General features: G+C 68.0%; 12 protein-coding genes. 6 read left to right on the top strand and 6 right to left on the bottom strand.

What is annotated here, in order from left to right:
* The 3 genes from NBV68_RS09875 to NBV68_RS09865 all read left to right on the top strand — a co-directional run.
* Nucleotides 1-4,107, top strand: a 4,107-nt coding sequence (locus tag NBV68_RS09875) for an enoyl-CoA hydratase-related protein (protein ID WP_296309334.1), incomplete at its 5' end; no start/stop codon positions are given.
* Nucleotides 4,108-4,213: 106 nt separating this feature from the next.
* Nucleotides 4,214-7,906, top strand: a complete 3,693-nt coding sequence (locus NBV68_RS09870) for an SDR family NAD(P)-dependent oxidoreductase (RefSeq protein ID WP_296309332.1) — start codon at nucleotides 4,214-4,216, stop codon at nucleotides 7,904-7,906.
* A 17-nt stretch (nucleotides 7,907-7,923) separates the two neighbouring features.
* Nucleotides 7,924-8,850, top strand: coding sequence for an acetyl-CoA carboxylase carboxyltransferase subunit alpha (locus tag NBV68_RS09865; RefSeq protein WP_296309331.1), 927 nt, complete (start codon nucleotides 7,924-7,926; stop codon nucleotides 8,848-8,850).
* On the opposite strand, the gene NBV68_RS09860 is transcribed toward NBV68_RS09865, so the two are convergent.
* From NBV68_RS09860 to NBV68_RS09845, 4 genes are all read right to left on the bottom strand, one after another.
* Nucleotides 8,847-9,212: a hypothetical protein gene (locus NBV68_RS09860; protein ID WP_296309328.1), complete on the bottom strand. Its 366-nt coding sequence runs from the start codon at nucleotides 9,210-9,212 to the stop codon at nucleotides 8,847-8,849. The genes NBV68_RS09865 and NBV68_RS09860 overlap by 4 nt on opposite strands.
* Nucleotides 9,213-9,459: 247 nt before the next feature.
* Nucleotides 9,460-10,476, bottom strand: coding sequence for a sugar-transfer associated ATP-grasp domain-containing protein (locus tag NBV68_RS09855; protein ID WP_296309326.1), 1,017 nt, complete (start codon nucleotides 10,474-10,476; stop codon nucleotides 9,460-9,462).
* A gap of 4 nt (nucleotides 10,477-10,480) precedes the next feature.
* Nucleotides 10,481-11,248: a 7TM domain-containing protein gene (locus NBV68_RS09850; RefSeq protein WP_296309324.1), complete on the bottom strand. Its 768-nt coding sequence runs from the start codon at nucleotides 11,246-11,248 to the stop codon at nucleotides 10,481-10,483.
* Complete coding sequence (locus NBV68_RS09845; protein ID WP_296309322.1) at nucleotides 11,238-12,233, bottom strand: hypothetical protein; 996 nt, start codon at nucleotides 12,231-12,233, stop codon at nucleotides 11,238-11,240. Before NBV68_RS09845 ends, NBV68_RS09850 begins: the two co-directional genes overlap by 11 nt.
* A gap of 257 nt (nucleotides 12,234-12,490) precedes the next feature.
* Here NBV68_RS09845 and NBV68_RS09840 point away from each other — a divergent pair, with 257 nt between their 5' ends.
* Complete coding sequence (locus NBV68_RS09840; RefSeq protein ID WP_296309320.1) at nucleotides 12,491-12,721, top strand: hypothetical protein; 231 nt, start codon at nucleotides 12,491-12,493, stop codon at nucleotides 12,719-12,721.
* A 73-nt stretch (nucleotides 12,722-12,794) separates the two neighbouring features.
* The gene (locus tag NBV68_RS09835; protein WP_296309318.1) at nucleotides 12,795-13,871 is read left to right on the top strand and encodes a porin; all 1,077 of its coding nucleotides are present in this window, start codon (nucleotides 12,795-12,797) and stop codon (nucleotides 13,869-13,871) included.
* A 73-nt stretch (nucleotides 13,872-13,944) separates the two neighbouring features.
* On the opposite strand, the gene NBV68_RS09830 is transcribed toward NBV68_RS09835, so the two are convergent.
* Together NBV68_RS09830 and NBV68_RS09825 are read right to left on the bottom strand one after the other, a co-directional pair.
* Nucleotides 13,945-14,730, bottom strand: coding sequence for a hypothetical protein (locus tag NBV68_RS09830; protein WP_296309313.1), 786 nt, complete (start codon nucleotides 14,728-14,730; stop codon nucleotides 13,945-13,947).
* Nucleotides 14,727-15,236: an RNA polymerase sigma factor gene (locus NBV68_RS09825; RefSeq protein ID WP_296309310.1), complete on the bottom strand. Its 510-nt coding sequence runs from the start codon at nucleotides 15,234-15,236 to the stop codon at nucleotides 14,727-14,729. The genes NBV68_RS09830 and NBV68_RS09825 overlap by 4 nt, the downstream gene beginning before the upstream one ends.
* Nucleotides 15,237-15,403: 167 nt before the next feature.
* Here NBV68_RS09825 and NBV68_RS09820 point away from each other — a divergent pair.
* A partial coding sequence (locus NBV68_RS09820) for a S8 family serine peptidase (RefSeq protein ID WP_296309307.1) occupies nucleotides 15,404-16,674 on the top strand: 1,271 nt, incomplete at its 3' end.

Genomic DNA, 16,674 nt, shown 5'->3' with positions numbered 1-16,674 from the left:
TTCGTGGTCGTCGATCCGGGCTGGATCACCGGGCAGAGCTATCTCATTTGCGCGCCCCTGATGACGCGGGTGACATCGCTGGTCTCCGAAGGTTCGCCGGTGTTCCCGCACGCTGGCCGCTTCGCCTCGATGATCGAGCGGCACAAGGTGCGCATCTTCAAGGCGGGGGTGACATTCCTCAAGGCGATCATGTCGGACCCTGCGAACCTCGCCGAACTCGAACGCTACGATATGAGCGGGCTGCGGGTGGCGACCTTCTGCGCCGAGCCGGTCAGCCCTAGCGTGCAGGCGTTCGGAATGGAGCATGTCACGCCGCGCTACATCAACAGCTACTGGGCGACTGAGCATGGCGGGATCGCGTGGACGCACATGTTCGCCAATGACGATTTCCCGCTGCGCCCCGATGCCCACGCCTATCCGCTGCCGTGGATCGTGGGCGACGTGTGGGTCGAGGACGAGGCGGGGGCGGGGGGCGATGCGCCGTTCACCCGCTCCGAGACCGGCGGCGTGCCGTGGCGCAAGGCCGATATCGGCGAGAAGGGCGAAATCGTCATCGCCGCGCCCTATCCCTACCTCGCGCGCACCATCTGGGGCGATATCGAAGGCTTCAAGGTCGAGGACGGCCGGGTCGACCCTGCCTGGCGCGGTGACGCCAAGCGCTGGGAGGAAGGCTATTGGCGGCGCTGGAAGGGGGCATGGGCCTATACCCAGGGCGACTTCGCGATTGCGCACGCAGACGGCTCGTTCTCGCTCCATGGGCGCTCGGATGACGTGATCAACGTCTCGGGCCACCGCATGGGCACTGAGGAGATCGAAGGCGCGGTGCTGCGCGACAAGGCATTGGCGCCGGATTCGCCGGTCGGCAACGTGCTGGTGGTCGGCGCGCCCCACCGCGAGAAGGGGCTGACCCCGCTCGCCTTCGTGGTGCCGGTCGCGGGGCGCAAGCTGACGCACGAGGACAAGCGCCGCCTGTTCGACCTCGTCCGCACCGAGAAGGGCGCGGTCGCGGTGCCGGCGGATTTCATCGAGGTCTCGCAATTCCCCGAAACCCGCAGCGGCAAATACATGCGCCGCATGGTCCGCGCGCTGGTGGTGGGCGAGGATGTCGGCGATGTCACCACGCTGCGCAACCCCGAGGCGCTGGACGAGCTGCGCACCGTCATCACCGACTGGCAGCGCAAGCAGCGCATGAGCGACGAGCAGGCGCTTTTCGACCGGCACCGCTATTTCCTCGTCCAGTACAACACGGTCGCCCCGGGCAAGCAGGTCGCGACGGTCACCGTCACCAACCCGCCGGTAAATGCGCTCAACGAACGCGCGATCGACGAGCTGGTGCTGGTAACCTCCACCCTTGCGCGCGATGACAGCGTGGTCGCGGTGGTGTTCACCGGCGAGGGCACCTCGTCCTTCGTGGCGGGGGCGGATATCCGCCAGATGCTCGAGGAGATCCACACGGTCGACGAGGCCATGGTGCTCCCCAACAACGCGCACCTCGCCTTCCGCACCATCGAGAGCATGAACAAGCCCTGCGTCGCGGCGGTGCAGGGCGTGGCGCTCGGCGGGGGCATGGAGTTCGCGCTTGCCTGCCATTACCGCGTGGCGGAGCCCGTGGCACGCTTCGGCCAGCCCGAAATCCGCCTGCGCCTGCTCCCCGGATATGGCGGCACCCAGCGCCTGCCGCGGCTTCTGGCCGACCGGCGCGGCGCGGAAGGCGTGCGCGATGCGCTCGACCTGATCCTGGGCGGCCGGAGCATCACCGCCGAGCAGGCCCACGCGATCGGCGTGGTCGATGCGCTGGTCGAGGGGGCTGAAGACGCGCTCTCGGCAGCCCATGCCGCGGTCCGAGATTTCGTGAAGCACGGGCCCGGCAGCGCGCTCGGCTGCGCCTTCGCGGAAAGGCAGGGGGCCACGGCGCGCTGGGAAAGCGCGGCTGAGGTTGATCTCGATGCGGTGCTGGAGGATGACTTCCTCAAGCGCATCCTGCGCCAGCTTGAATGGGCTGGCCGCGATGTTGCGGGCGCGCGGGCGCTGGATGCCGTTCGCACGGGCCTCGTAAATGGGATCACCGCCGGCACCCAGCGCGAGGCCAGGCTGTTTTCCGAAGCCATCGTCGATCCCGAAGGCGGCAAGACCGGGATCCGCCAGTTCATGGACAAGGTTGCGCCACCGCTGCCGGTGCGGCGCGACGGCGTGTGGATTGATGCCGAGCACGAAATGCGTGCTCAGGCGTTGGAGGCAGCAGGCGATCTGCTTCCTGTGGGAGCGCCGTTCTATCCCGGCGTGACCCCGATCCCACGTCACCAATACGCCTTCGGCATCGCCCGCGATCCCGATACCGGACAACCCCGTTTCGGCCCTCCGGCGAGCCACGAGAAGGAGCTGATCGTCACCGTGCCCGAGCCCGCGCCCAACGAGGCGCTGCTCTACATGCTGACCAGCGAGGTCAACTTCAACGACATCTGGGCGCTGACGGGCATTCCCGTCTCGCCCTTCGACAGCCACGAGGAAGACGTGCAGATCACCGGATCGGGCGGCATCGCGCTGGTCGCGGCACTGGGTTCCGAGACGCGCGCGCAGGGGCGGATCAAGGTCGGCGATCTGGTCACCGTCTATTCGGGAACCAATGATCTGCTGAGCCCGCTGGTCGGCAATGATCCGATGTATGCGGATTTCTCGATCCAGGGCTACGAGACCGAGACCGGCAGCCACGCGCAGTTCCTGACCGTGCAGGCGCCGCAGATGCACAAGGTGCCGCCTGACCTGACGCTGGAGCAGGCGGGCAGCTATGTGCTGAACCTCGGCACCATTGCACGCTGCCTGTTCACCACCTTGCAGATCGCACCGGGACGGACCCTGTTCGTCGAGGGCGCGGCGACGGGAACGGGGCTCGATGCGCTGCGCTCGTCGGTGCGGACGGGCTTGCAGGTGACGGGCCTGGTGTCCTCGGAGGAACGCGCGGCCTTCATCACCGGGGTTCAGGGCGCGGTGGGCGCGATCAACCGCAAGGATGCGCGGTTCGCGGGGCTCTACTCCGTGGTGCCCGAGGACAAGGCCGAGGCCATCGCTTGGGAAGCCGCGGGCGCGCCGCTGGTCGAGGAATACAAGGCGCTGAACGGCGGCAAACTCGCCGATTACGTGGTCAGCCACGCGGGCGAGACTGCCTTCCCGCGCTCGTTCCAACTGCTCGCGGAAGGGGGCACGCTCGCCTTCTATGGGGCGTCATCGGGCTACCACTTCAGCTTCATGGGCAAGCCGGGCACGGCGACCCCTGAGGAAATGCTCCGCCGTGCCGCGCTGCGGGGCGGCGAGGCGGTGCTGATCTACTACGGGCCGGGCAGCAAGGAACTGCTCGACGAAACCGGCCTCGAGATGATCGAAGCCGCGCGCCGGTTCAACGCGCGCAGCGTCATCGCCACCAACACCGATGGCCAGCGCGAGTTCCTGCAATCGCTGGGGCTGGAGGACGCGATCGAAGGGATCGTCTCCCTCGAAGCCATCCGGCGGCGTGAGGGGGCCAATTTCCTGTGGCCCGACACCATGCCGCGCCTGCCGGACGCGAAGGCCGATATCGAGGTCTTCAAGGCCGCGGTGCGCGATTATCAGGACCGGGTGATGAAGCCCTTCGGCTCGGCTGTGGGCAAGATCCTGCGCTCGCCCGATAATCCGCGCGGCAGCCCCGATCTGGTGTTCGAGCGGGCCGGGCAGGACACGCTCGGCATCTCGACTTCGCTGGTGAAACCCTTCACGGGCCGCGTGATCTTCGCCGAGGATCTGACCGGCTGCCGCTTTACCTTCTACGCCCCGCAGGTCTGGACGCGGCAGCGCCGCATCTTCATGCCCACCGCGCAAATCTTCGGCACGCACCTGTGCAACGCCTATGAAGTCGCGCGGATGAACGACATGATCGCGGCCGGCCTGCTCGAAGTGACCGAGCCCGAGGTTGTGGCGTGGGAGGGCCTGCCGGAAGCGCATCAGGCGATGTGGGACAACCGCCACACGGGCTCCACCTATGTGGTCAATCATGCCCTGCCCGAACTGGGCCTCAGAAGCCGCGACGCGCTGCTCGAGGCTTGGGCGGCGGCGTCAACCGGGGAACCGGAAACCTAATTCGTGCATTGCGATTTTTGAAACGTTCTTAGCTCTCCTCCCCAGGGTTTGAACGAAACACAAAGCGAAGCGCGGCTTCGTGGTAATTTCTGTGAGGAGAGAGCTTATGGCCAAATCGAAAGCTGTTGCCGCTGCGCCTGCCTTGCAGGGCGATGTCCCGGGCCGGCTGGCCGGCAAGATCGCCGTCGTCACCGGTGCGGCGGGGAACCTTGGCGGGCATATCGTCACCCACTACCTTGCAGAAGGCGCAACCGTGGTGATGACGGGCCGCACGCCCGATCGTACCAAGGCCGCGGCCGAGGCGCTCCTGAAGGCGACCGGTGCCGATCCCGCTAGGCTCGCCACGGTGGCGCTGGACGGGGGCGACATCGCCTCGGTGCGTGCAGGCATCGCCGAGGTGGTGAAGCAGTTCGGGCGGATCGACATTCTCGTCAACAACGCCGGGAGCGCCGGGCCCAAGCAGCCGATCGAGAACCTGCCGCTCTCCGCGGAAGAACTCGCCGCGCTGCAGAAGCAGGGTAGCACCGACAGCGAGACCGTCGGCGAGGCGCTGCGCAACATCTTCGGCGTTGCGTGGAACGTCGCGCGGGTCGCGGCCGAGCACATCCCCGAGGGCGGCTCGATCATCAACGTGTCGACCATCTTCAGCCGCACGCCATATTACGCGCGCGCGGCCTATGTCGTCCCCAAGGCGGCGATGAACGCGTGGAGCCGTGAACTCAGTCTCGAGCTCGGCCCCAAGGGCATCCGCGTCAATCTCGTCTATCCCGGCCCGATCGAGAGCGAGCGGATCCGCAACGTTTTCGCCGCGATGGATGCGGCACGAGGCGACAACGCGGGTACAACGGCGACGCAGTTCTTCGATATGATGAGCCTAGAGCGCGCGACTGGCGGGAACGCAAAGGCCAAGACATTCCCGACGCCGACCGACATCGCCACCACCTGCGTGTTCCTCGGCTCCGACGAGAGCGCGGCCTATAACGGTCACGATTTCGAGGTCACCCACGGGATGAGCGTTCGCAAGGAGCAGCGCTCGACCTACCTCGCACGCCCCACCATGCGCTCGATGGATGGCACCGGCCTCGCCGTGCTGATCGCGGCGGGCGACAATTTCGAGGAGGCGCTGGAAATCGCGCAGGTGCAATTGGCCTGCGGCGCCGAGGTCGTGCTCGGCCTGCCGCGCGCGGCTGACGTTGCCATCGCGGAGAAGCGCTGCGCTGCGCTCGGCCTCTCAGACAAGCTCGCCATCATCCGTTTCAGCCGCAAGGATCCGGCGGGGATGGAAGAGGCCTTGGAGGATTACACCAAGGGCGGCACCCCCGTCAGCGGCGCGCTGTTCCTGCCGGCGCTGAGCGCGGGCGAACTCGCGGGCGCGATCACCACGGCGGATGACAGCGTCGTCGAAGCGCTGATGGACGCCGAACTGGCGGGCAACATGGCGCTGGCCCGGACGATGAGCCGCTATTGGAAGCGCCACGACAACCTGCTGCAACCGCCGCGTTTCGTGTTCGTCAGCCATGCGAGCGACGGGAAGGGCGATATCTACGGCCACATCCTGCGCGCCGCGACCGAACAGCTGATCCGCATCTGGCGCGACGAGAGCGAGATCGACACCGCCCATGGCCGCCGCCGTCAGGCCGAGTGGGGCAACCAGATCGTGCGCTTCACCAACACCCAGGCCGAGAACATCCGCTTCACCGCCGGCCACGCCGCGCGCATCCTGCTGAAGGAAAGCAAGCTCGGCGAGATCACGCTCTACGTCCCCGCCAATATCGGCGAGGCGACCGGGGCGCGGAAGGCCATGCCGGGATTCTCCGAGAACATCACCGGCCTCCACCTCGGCAAGGTCGCGCTGATCACCGGCGGTTCGGCCGGGATCGGCGGGCAGGTAGCGCGGCTGCTGGCGCTCGCTGGCGGCAAGGTGATGATGGTCGCCCGGCGCGAAAGCGAACTCGCGGTGGCGCGGGCGCGGATCGTCTCCGAGCTCGAGGACATCGGTTTCGCCGGGGTCGAGCGCCGGGTGCAGACCCTCGCCAATGTCGACGTCAGCAATTTCGAGAGCCTCAAGGGCGCGGTCGACGCGACGCTGAAGGCCTTCGGGCGGATCGACTACCTGATCAACAATGCCGGCGTTGCGGGCGCGGAGGACATGGTGGTCGACATGGGGGTCGACGCCTGGAACTACACGCTCGATGCCAACCTCGTGTCGAACTACTTCCTGATGCATCACGTCGCGCCGCTGATGAAGGCGCAAGGCTCCGGCTACATCCTCAATGTCTCGTCCTATTTCGGCGGCGAGAAGTACCTCGCGGTCGCTTATCCGAACCGCGCGGATTATGCGGTGTCCAAGGCGGGACAGCGCGCGATGGTGGAATCCATGGCGCGCTATCTCGGGCCGGAGGTGCAATTCAACGCGATTGCGCCCGGGCCGGTCGATGGCGACCGCCTTTCGGGCACCGGCGGCAAGCCCGGTCTGTTCGAGCGGCGCGGCAAGCTGATCCTTGAGAACAAGCGCCTCAACGCCGTCCACGCCGCCGCGATCAAGGCGATCCGGCGCGGGGTGCGGGTCGAGGCGGTGCTGGCGCGGCTCGCGCGCAATGACACCACCAAGATGAGCCACGACACCAACAACCCGCGCGAGCTGCGCGAACTCGCGCTGGCCTGCGCGCGCGAGGGCGACGGCAATTGCAGCTGGGACCAGTACCTGCTGACCCCGCAGATCGCCGCCGCGCTGGTCAGCCGCCTGCGCCAGGCCGGCCTGTTCCTCGATGCGCCCGAATGGTCCGAGCGCCCGGCGCAGGAGGACGGCGACTGGCTGCTGCGCGTGCCGCCCGAGGACGCGCCCTTCCTCCCCGCCGACAAGATCGCGGTCGAGGCCAAGAAGGTCGGCGGCGGGGTGCTGTCCAAGCTCTATCTCGGCAAGATGCCGACCGAGCATGACGTGGCGCAGGCCACCGTCTTTTTCCTCGCCGACCGTGCCGTCAGCGGCGAGACCTTCATGCCCTCGGGCGGCCTCAGCGTCGAACGCTCGACCACCGAGCGCGAGCTGTTCGGCTCACCCAAGCAGGAGCGGCTCGACCAGATGCGTGGGCGTACGGTGTGGATCATCGGCGAACACCTCGCCGATTACCTCGCCGAAACCGCGCGCGCCTTTATCGAGGATTGCCATGTCGCCAGCGTGGTGCTCATCACCCGCACCGCCGAAGCTTTCGAGGCGGTCAAGGCGCAGCTTGAACCCGATGTTGCCCAGTCGCTGACCTCGCTGGTCAAGACCACCGATATCGAAGCGGCGATGGACGAGGCGCTGACCGAGTGGGGGCGGCCGACGACAATCCTCTCGACGCCGATGGCCGCGCTCCCGTGCAAGCTGTTCGCCACCGACGATCCGCTCACCCCGGAAGAGTTCCGGACCGTGGTGGCCGACAATCTCACCCACCACTTCCGCGTTGCGCGCCGCGCGTCGCTCTATGATGATTGCCAACTGGTGCTGACCAGCCCCGACGTGCCGATGGGCGACAAGTCCCCGGCCTTCGCGCTCGCAAACTTCATCAAGACCACGCTCCACGCGTTCACCGCCACGCTCGCCGTGGAGAACGAGCGGCTGGTTCACGATGTGCCGGTCAACCAGATCAACCTCACCCGGCGGGTCCAATCGGAGGAACCGCGCGATCTCGACGAGCACCTCGAAGAGGTGCGCCGCTTTGCCCGCGCGGTGCTGCTGGTCGGCGCGCCGCTGCCGGACGCGGAGGATTCGCGCTACCGCGCGCGGATCTATCGCGGCATGTCGATGACGGTGTAGGCCGGGGGGCCGCGCGCGTGATCCAGTACCTGCCCTTCGAAAAGCCGATCGAGGCGCTCGACAAGCATGTGGCCGAACTGGCCGCGCTGCCCGAGGGCCTCGCCGAGGCGCGGATGCTGCGCGAGCGGGCGGACAAGCTGCTGGCGGACACCTATGCGCGCCTCTCCCCATGGGAGCGCACGCTGGTCGCCCGCCACCCCCAGCGCCCCCGCTTCGAGAAGCTGGTGGCGGGGCTTTTCAGCGAATTCCTGCCGATCGCGGGGGATCGAACCTTCGGCGACGATCAGGCGATCATCGGCGGCTTTGCGCGCTTCGAGGGGCGCAAGGTGATGGTGATAGGCCACGTCAAGGGTGAGGACACGCCGGGGCGCCTCAAGCACAATTTCGGCATGGCCCGGCCCGAGGGCTACCGCAAGGCGATCCGGCTGATGGAACTGGCCGACCGCTTCGGCCTTCCCGTGGTGACGCTGGTCGACACTCCCGGCGCCTTCCCCGGTGTGGATGCCGAGGCGCGCGGGCAGGCCGAAGCCATCGCCCGCTCGACCGAGGCGTGTCTGGCGCTTGGCGTGCCGCTGATCGCGGTGATCATCGGCGAGGGCGGATCGGGCGGGGCGGTCGCGCTTGCCGCGGCGAACCGCGTGCTGATGTTCGAGCACGCTGTCTACTCGGTGATTTCGCCGGAGGGCTGCGCCTCGATCCTGTGGAGGAGCGCCGCGCAAGGCCCCGCGGCCGCTGAGGCGATGCGGGTGACCGCGGGCGATCTGCTCAAGCTCGGCGTTATCCACCGGATCGTCTACGAACCGCGCGGCGGCGCGCACCGCGACCATGCCGAGACCGCCAAGCGCCTCGCGCTGGCGCTGCGCGCGGAGCTCGATGCCTTGGGCGCGATGACACGGGAGGAACTGCGCCGCGAGCGCGAGGAGTTCTTCCTGAGGCTCGGCTAGCGGCTGAGGACGTTCTCTTGTCCCTCCGCTTGCGCGCCGGCCGGCGAAGGGCGGGGCGAAGGTGAAGGCATGACCGCATCCTCGTTGAACATCGGTAGCTGCACGCAGACCTTCGGCGTGCGGTGCGGGAGATCGCCGTGGAGCGGCGGGCGGGCGGCGACGCGGAAATAGTCGACGCGCTCGATCAGGCCGAACATCAGGAAGGAGCGGATCGCCAGGAAGGGCAGGTGGAGCGCGGCTGCCAGCAGCCATTCGCGCCAGCCCGTGGGGCGCTCGCCCGGTTCGTAATGCATGATCGTCAGCGCGAACAGCTCGGCCCACCCAGCCATGGCGGCGAAAATCGTGGCATCGGTGCGCGTCATGGCCGGCCACCGGCGAGAGGCATGCGCTCCGGCGGAGCGGAGCGGGCGCGGGCGCGGGGCAGGGGGTTCGGCGTGACATCCACGGTCTTCTCCCGGACATGAGGGAAGACCCGCCGCCGACCCGCGACGGGGAGAGAAGGTGCCAACCGGTCGGGTCGTTCCGGCTGGCATAGGGCTAACGGTTCAGGCCAGTGGCCTATTCCCGGCGCTTTCGAATAACCGCGCGGGAGGTTCCGCTGGCCGGCGATCAGGCGGCCAGCGAAACTGGCAACAAGAAAGCGCCGGTCACTCTGTCGGCGATCCTTCGTCCGGCGTCCCGCAGCGCGGCGCGCGGGTCCTTCACCGGGCGCATCCCGGCAGTGCGGCTGTGCGCCGCCTCTGTCCCCGCCCGCCGCGCGGCGCGGGCGCGCTCGCGTTGCAGGCGCTCCACCAGCGCGATCCGTGACCCCAGCCCGGCGCCGTTGACATTCTGGATCTCGAGCCCCGGGTAGGCATTGCATTCGAGCACCTGCACGCCGCGCGTCGCATCGATCACCAGATCGACCCCGACATAGCCCAGCCCCAGCGCGCCCGAGCAGCGCCGCGCGGCGGCCACGGTCTCGCGCCAGAACGGCAGGCCCGCCCCGATCAGTGCGACGTTGGTGGAGGGGTGCTCGAACACCTCGTCCTGCCCCAGCACGGCGCGGAAGATCGTCCCGCTGCGGAAGTCGATCGCGGCGCCCACCGCGCCCTGGTGCAGGTTCGCGCGGCCCCCGCTCTCCTGTGTCGGCAGCCGGGTCATCGCCATCAGCGGGACATCGCCGAGGCAGATGATGCGGATGTCGGGCAGGCCGAATGGCACCATCCGCGCAAAATCGGGGTGGGCGCGGATCAGCGGCTCGATCAACGCGGCGTCCGAGTTGCCGCCTTCGAGCGAAAGCTCTCCGGCAAGGATGCGGGTGACATGGGCGCGCAGCGCCTTTTCGGTGAGCACCTCGCCGCTCAGCTTGCGCCAGCCGCCCTTGACGCGGCCGTCGACCAGAATGACGCCTTCGCCGCGCCGCCCGCGATTGGGCTTGATCGCGAAGGCGTCCGGCAGGCTGGCGTAATCGAACGCCGCCGACTTGGCCTCGTCACCGATCAGCGCGAGGGTCGGGGGCACCGGCACCCCGGCCGCCGCGAGGCGCTGCTTGGTCTCGAACTTCTGATTGACCCCCTTGATCGCTTCGCGCGGGTTCAGTCTCGCAATCAATGCATTGCGGCGGTTCATTCCGAGGATGGCCATGGTGTCAGGCTCCCTGTTGGGCGGCGCGGAAGCGCGCAAGTTCGGAGAGGCGCAGGCCCTGGTAGCGGCCCAGCACGATCATCAGCGCGATGCTCGCCAGCGGCAGCGCCAGCGGGACTTCGGCAGCCAGCCGCACCACCGGCGGAGCGGCGACCAGCAGCTGGATAGCGAGGGCCACGCCGAGCGTGGCGATGGTCATGCGCACCGCCTTCTTCGGGCCGTCGGCCTCATAGTCGTTCCACCACCGCTCGACGATCAGCGCGGTGACCACCACCGGGAAGGCGCTGACGAGCGCGGGCTGGTCGAATTCCAGCGCCATCGCGCCGAGCGCCGAGACGACGATCGCGATCAGCGTGCCGAGAAAACCGACGCGCGAGAGGCTGAGCAGCTTGAGGAACGGAACCGCCAGCATCCCGATCATGATCGCGGCGGTCGAAATCACCGGCCCGGCGATCGGCCCGGATTGCAGGTAGGCCAGCGCCAGCAGCATCGGGGTGAACAGGCCGAAGGTCTTCCACCCCAGCACAGAGCGGACGAACACCACCACGCTGGCCCCGACCGGCATGACCAGCAGCAGGTGCATCCCCGGCAGGTTCCAGGGTCGCGAGGGATCGCCGATCATCGCGATCACCGTGCCGGTGACGATATTGTCGGAGCGGTCGAACAGCGCCCAAACAATCGCCCCGAAGGTCGCGGCCAGAGCTGCGGCAAGGGCATAGCCTGCACGCTGCAGGGCGATATCGCCCGGCAGGGTCAGATCATCAGAACGCATGGGAAATCTCCACTTCGAAGCGGTAGCCCGACCGGTCGAAGGCCGGATCGGTGGAATTGCGGACAACGTAGCGGGCCTCTCCGGCGATGCGCCACGGGCCGGGGCTCCAGATCAGGGTCAGCTCGGGCCAGAAAAGTTCGTCCTCGCGCGACCCCCCGCCCGCCACCGGCCGGCCGCCGAAGTCGAGCCGCTGGTAGGTGAGCTCGCCGCGCAGGCGCAGGTCGCTGGCGATGGGGCGCTGGTAGCTCGCCTCCGCCATCCAGCGGGTAAGATTGCGGCGCGCCTCGGCCGAATTGATTGCGTCATAGCGGCCGCGCAGGAAGGCATAGTGGTTCGCCCCGAAGCGGTAGCGGTATTCGCCGTCGACGCGGATGCCGTCACCGCTCGAGCCCGCTGCATCGTCATAGCTGCGTATCCGCCAACTGGCGCCCAGCGCCACGCGATTGGCCGCATCGAGGCTGTGCTGCACCTCCCCGCCGAACTCCCACTCGTCGGTCGAGGTGAATTCGGCGGCGAGGATATTGTCGTTGCGCTCGCCGAAAGCGGTGAGGCGGGTCGCCTCGGAAAGGTCATAGCTGATCGAAGCCCGCGCGGCGTTCTGCCAGCGGTCGGTGCGGTCTGCGTCCTCGAATTCGAGCCGCGTCGTCGCATTGCGCAGCGTCACGGTGACATCGTCCTTGGCGAGCACCAGCGAAGGGGTGATGACCACCGCGAACGCATTGCCATCGACCACTTCGTCCTCGGCAGGCGCAGTCGAGCGGGCGGTGATGCCGCGTGCAATCAGCCTGAGCCCGGGGTCGAGGGTCCAGCCCGAGCCCGCTTGCACGGCAGCGGCCTCATCGCTCTCGTCGTCGATGCCGCTGCCTCGCGCGCTCTGGTCCGGCGCGGCGGTCTCGGCGAAGGCGGCGGTGGCAAAGCACACCACGGGAACCGCCAGCATGAAGGCTTGCAGCAGTCGGCGGGGCAGGGGGTTGCGAGAGGTCACGAAAGGCTCCTGTTGCGGCCCGGCATTCGTGCCGGTTCGCAAGCCAAACGGAGCAGGCGGCGGGCTTATTCCCGCCAAGCCGACAGAAAAATTTCTGCACATGAGGGGGAATAGGCAGGGGTGCCGGGCCGTTAGCGGAGGTGAGCCTTGCAAACAGGAGAAGCCCCGTGTCGCAGCCATGTCCCCCTGACGCTTGGCGTGATCCGGGCAATGGAGATGCCCGCGCCGCCGCATCGCCTGCATGCCTTGCCTGGCTCATGCCCGGCCTTGCACTGGGGGTGCTGGGGGCGCTCGATCTCTGCCTTGCAGTGCGATTGGCACGGGCGATCGGCACGGTGGTGGCAGAGCGCCATGCGCCCGCCGTCCCCATGCTGGTCGCAATCGGCTGCGCGATGACAGCGGGTGCGGCGCTGGCGCTCACCTGGCTGCTGCTCGAGGATCTGGTCGCCAGCGAGCGCAGCATTTTTCCTGAGCAGGGGCACAAATGATAATCTAGGTGATTGTATCTCCCAAGTGCCGGAACGGCCATTTCCTGAAGGTTTGCAGATGAAGGCGAAAACGATGTTCCGCAGCCTTGGCAGCGCGGTAGTGTTCGGCACGATGATCGGGGGCGCCACGGCGGCGCAGGCGCAAGCGGACGAGAAGGGCAAGGCCAAGGCCCTTCCCCGGCTCGAAGTGCAGTGGGAGGGGATCGACATTCGCCTGTCCGGCGGTGCAGCAGCGCAAGCCGCGGTGTTCGACGATGAGGATCCGGTCACCGATTCCCCCGACGCCAAGGTCGATCTGTTCGCGCGGATCAATGCCCAGTGGACCTCGCCCGGCGGGATAATCGTCGGCTTCAACGCCGAACAGAACAGCCGCAGGCGCGCCTCGGAAGTGCTGGAAGCCGGCGAAATCTACGGGTTCGTCGCCAGCGATTACGGGCGGGTCGAGGTCGGGCTTCAGGATGGCCCCGCCGACACCCTCGCCTTCGCCGCGCCACTGGTGGCGCTCGGGCAGGTTCGCGGCGAGTTCTCGCGCTATGCCGGGACCCAGGCGCTGCTGCGCGCGCTGGACACGCAGGATGCCTTCAAGGTGATCTACCTCTCGCCCCCGGTCGGGGGTCTGCGCGGGGGCGTGTCATACTCACCCAAGGTGCGCCGCAACGCCGCCGCCGTGGACTCGCGCGATCGCATCGACGTCAACGACGCCTTCGAATTCGGCCTGCAATACCAGCAGCCGGTGGGCGACTGGATCCTCGGCGCCAGCGGCGGCTATGCCACGGGGCAGGCCGATCCGGTCACCACCCGCGCCGATCTCAACAGCTGGAGCATCGGCGCCGAGGCTCGCCGCGGTCCCCTGCGGATCGGGGCGGCTTACGTGGATCGCGGCGATTCCAATCGGCTCGACCGCGGCTTCGACCAGTGGGAGGTCAACGGCGGCGTGGGCTGGGTGACGCCGGATTGGGGCGTGGCGGGCAGCGTCGCGCTGACCCGCGCCTCGGACCGCGAGAACCGGCTGATCGGCCTCGGCGGCTTCTACCAGCTGCACCCCAACGTCCAGATCCGCGCCGATGTGGTCTCGTTCCGCGACGAGCGGTTCCTTGTCTCCACCGACAGCGGCATCGCCACCGTGGTCGAGGTGCTGTTCACGATCTGACGCTGTTGCAGAAGCCAACGCAAAAGCCCGGGCGTTCAGGCGACCGCCCGGGCTTTGCGTGTGGAGCAGCCCCCTACTTCTTCCCGAGCTCGGCGATTTCGTCGGGGCCAACCAGGGGATCGCTGTTGATCATCGCATCGACGGCTGCGACCACCGCGGGTGCCGCATCGCCGCCGGCCAGCTTCATCTTACCCACGGGAGCGGCGCGGCGGCCATAGGCCTCGATCTGCCAGCGCTTGTCGGACCCGCCCGCGCAGGCGAGCGCATCGCTGGTCACCCCGCCTGTGCCTTGGATCAGGAACTGGCGGCACAGCTGGCCATCGGCGTTGCGGAAGGTCAGCACCACCTCGCCCTCGCCCAGCGCGGAGAGATCGGTCTTCTGCCCGCTCGGCGCAGAGTCGAGCATGGCGGTAAGATCGGCGCTGGCGAGCACCAGATCATCGCCGGCGGGCGCATCCGCTCCGCCGTTGAGCAGCCGGCCGCCGATCAGCACGCCCACCACCAGGCTCGCCGCCATGGCGCCCAGCTGCGGCCAGCGCCAGCTGCTGCGGCCGGTGTCGTTGGCCGGTTTCGGCAGCGCGGCCGACTTGGCGGCTCGTACCGCGGCAAGATCGACCACCTCGGCCTCGCGCGGGGCGAGCGTGGTGGTCAGGCGTTCGGGCACGGGCGCATCCAGCACCGGGGCAAAGGCATCGCGCACCATTGCCGCAATGGGCTCACCCGCCACCAGCGCCTCGGCCCGTTCGGCCAGCGCGGGGTCGGCGTTGATCGCAGCCTCGATCGCATCGATCAGCGCCTCGTCCTCAAGGGTTCCGTCCATGAAAGAGGCGAGTTGGCCATCAGTGAAGGAGGGGCTCATTGCACGACTCCTTGCGCGGTCATGCGCCGCGCCAGCGCCGCCTTGGCACGCGACAGCCGGCTCATCACCGTGCCGATCGGCAGGCCGAGCATGTCGGCGGCCTCGCGGTAACTCAGCTCCTCGAGCATGACGAGCGCGACCACGTCGCGCTGTTCGGGCGGCAGACTGTCGACAGCGGCACGCACCATGCGCGCCTCTGCGCTGGCCTCGACCACTTCGCGCCCGTCCTCACCGGCCAGATCGAGCATCTCGCCGATGTCGTCATGCCCCATGCGGTTGTGCGCACGGCGGCGGTCGTCGACCCAATGGTTGTGGGCGATCCGGAACACCCAGGCGTCAAGCCGGGTGCCGGGCTGATATTGTTCCAGATTGACCATTGCTTTCTCCAGGCTCGCCTGCACGACATCGTCGGCATCGGCGATCGACCCCGTCAGCACCCGGGCAAAACGGCGCAGGCGGGGGATCAGGGCGATCAGCGCCTGCCTTGTCGTTTCGTCCGGGGTCATCGGGCGGTTCATGGGCTCAACGGTTCAGCTGGTGGCAATATTCCGCCCATAGACAGGACGGGGGAATAAAAGAACAGCCAGTTTCGTATGTAGCGAGGTAAGGAACGAAACAGTCATCCCGGCTTTATTGTCGGGGACATAGGGGGCATTCGATGCAATCGCGGGTCATGATCGCATACCTGTTGATGCTGGGGCTGACGCTCGGCCCCGTCACATCGGCCTGGCACGCCCCGCTCGCCGCGCAGGACGCGGGCGACGACGACGATGATGACGGCGACGAAGGCGACGACGACGACGTCGTCGAGGACCCCGATGATCAGGATCCCGGCGGCGACGATACCGGCGGCGATGACGTTGACGGGGGCGACGCCGATGGGGACGACCCGGGCGGCGATGACGACGCCGGCGACGATGATCCGGGCGGCGACGACGATGCGGGCGGCGATGATGCCGGCGACGACGACGGTGCGGCTGGCGGAGACGACGATGATGACAGCGCGGCTGGCGGCGATGACGACGGTGATGACGGCCCGACCGCTGGTGGCGATGGCGACGGTGATTACGATGACATCGCCGATGATCGCGGCGATGCCGATGACGGCGCGTATGATCTCGACGAGGATCCCGGCAAGTGGCTGCTCGCCAGCGGCGAGACCGAGGCCGAACGGATCGAGCGTGACGAACGCGACCGGATCGACACCGATGGCGAGGGTTTCCGCTATCGCCGCGGGGAATTCGTCGCGCTTGATCTGACCGCGGCTGACATTGCGGAACTGAAGGCCGGCGGCTTTACGGTGATTGCCAGCGAAAGGCTCGCCTCGGTGGACGGCACGGTGCTGCTGCTGCGCGGCCCCGCCCAGATCGCCGACGAGGCGGCGCTCGACGCGCTCGAGACGATCGCCGATCCCGACACCATCGGCTACAATCACCTGTTCGACAGTTCGGCGGTGCGGACCAAGCGCCGCAAGGCGGCCAGCGTGCCCCAGCGGGTCGCCTGCGGCTGCCAGATCGGCCTCATCGACACCGGGATCGCGACGGGCCTCGCCTATTTCAAGCACGTCACGATCAGCCAGCGCGCCTTTAACAGCAAGGCCGCCGAAGCGCGCCTGCACGGCACTGCGGTGGCCAATCTGATGGCGGGGACGAAGGCCGATCCGGCCGCACGCACGAAGATTTTCGTGGCAGACATCTTTGCCGGCCCGCGCGAGTCCGCCGGGTCGAGCTTTGCCTTGATCAAGGCGCTCGACTGGTTGGCCGCGCAGGGCGTGCCGGTGATCAACATCAGTCTGTCGGGCCCCCGCAACCCGGCCGTGGCAGGGGCCATCGCGCGCATCACCAAGCGCGGCCATGTGATCGTGGCGGCGGCCGGCAATGACGGTCCCGCCGCTCCGCCGGTGTTTCCGGGGGCTTATGAGAATGTCGTCGGGGTGACGGCGGT

The sequence above is a fragment of the Erythrobacter sp. genome (assembly GCF_023653175.1).
Lineage (GTDB): Bacteria > Pseudomonadota > Alphaproteobacteria > Sphingomonadales > Sphingomonadaceae > Erythrobacter.
Note: the sequence above shows the minus strand (reverse complement) of the source record. Positions and strands in the feature narration are given on the sequence as shown.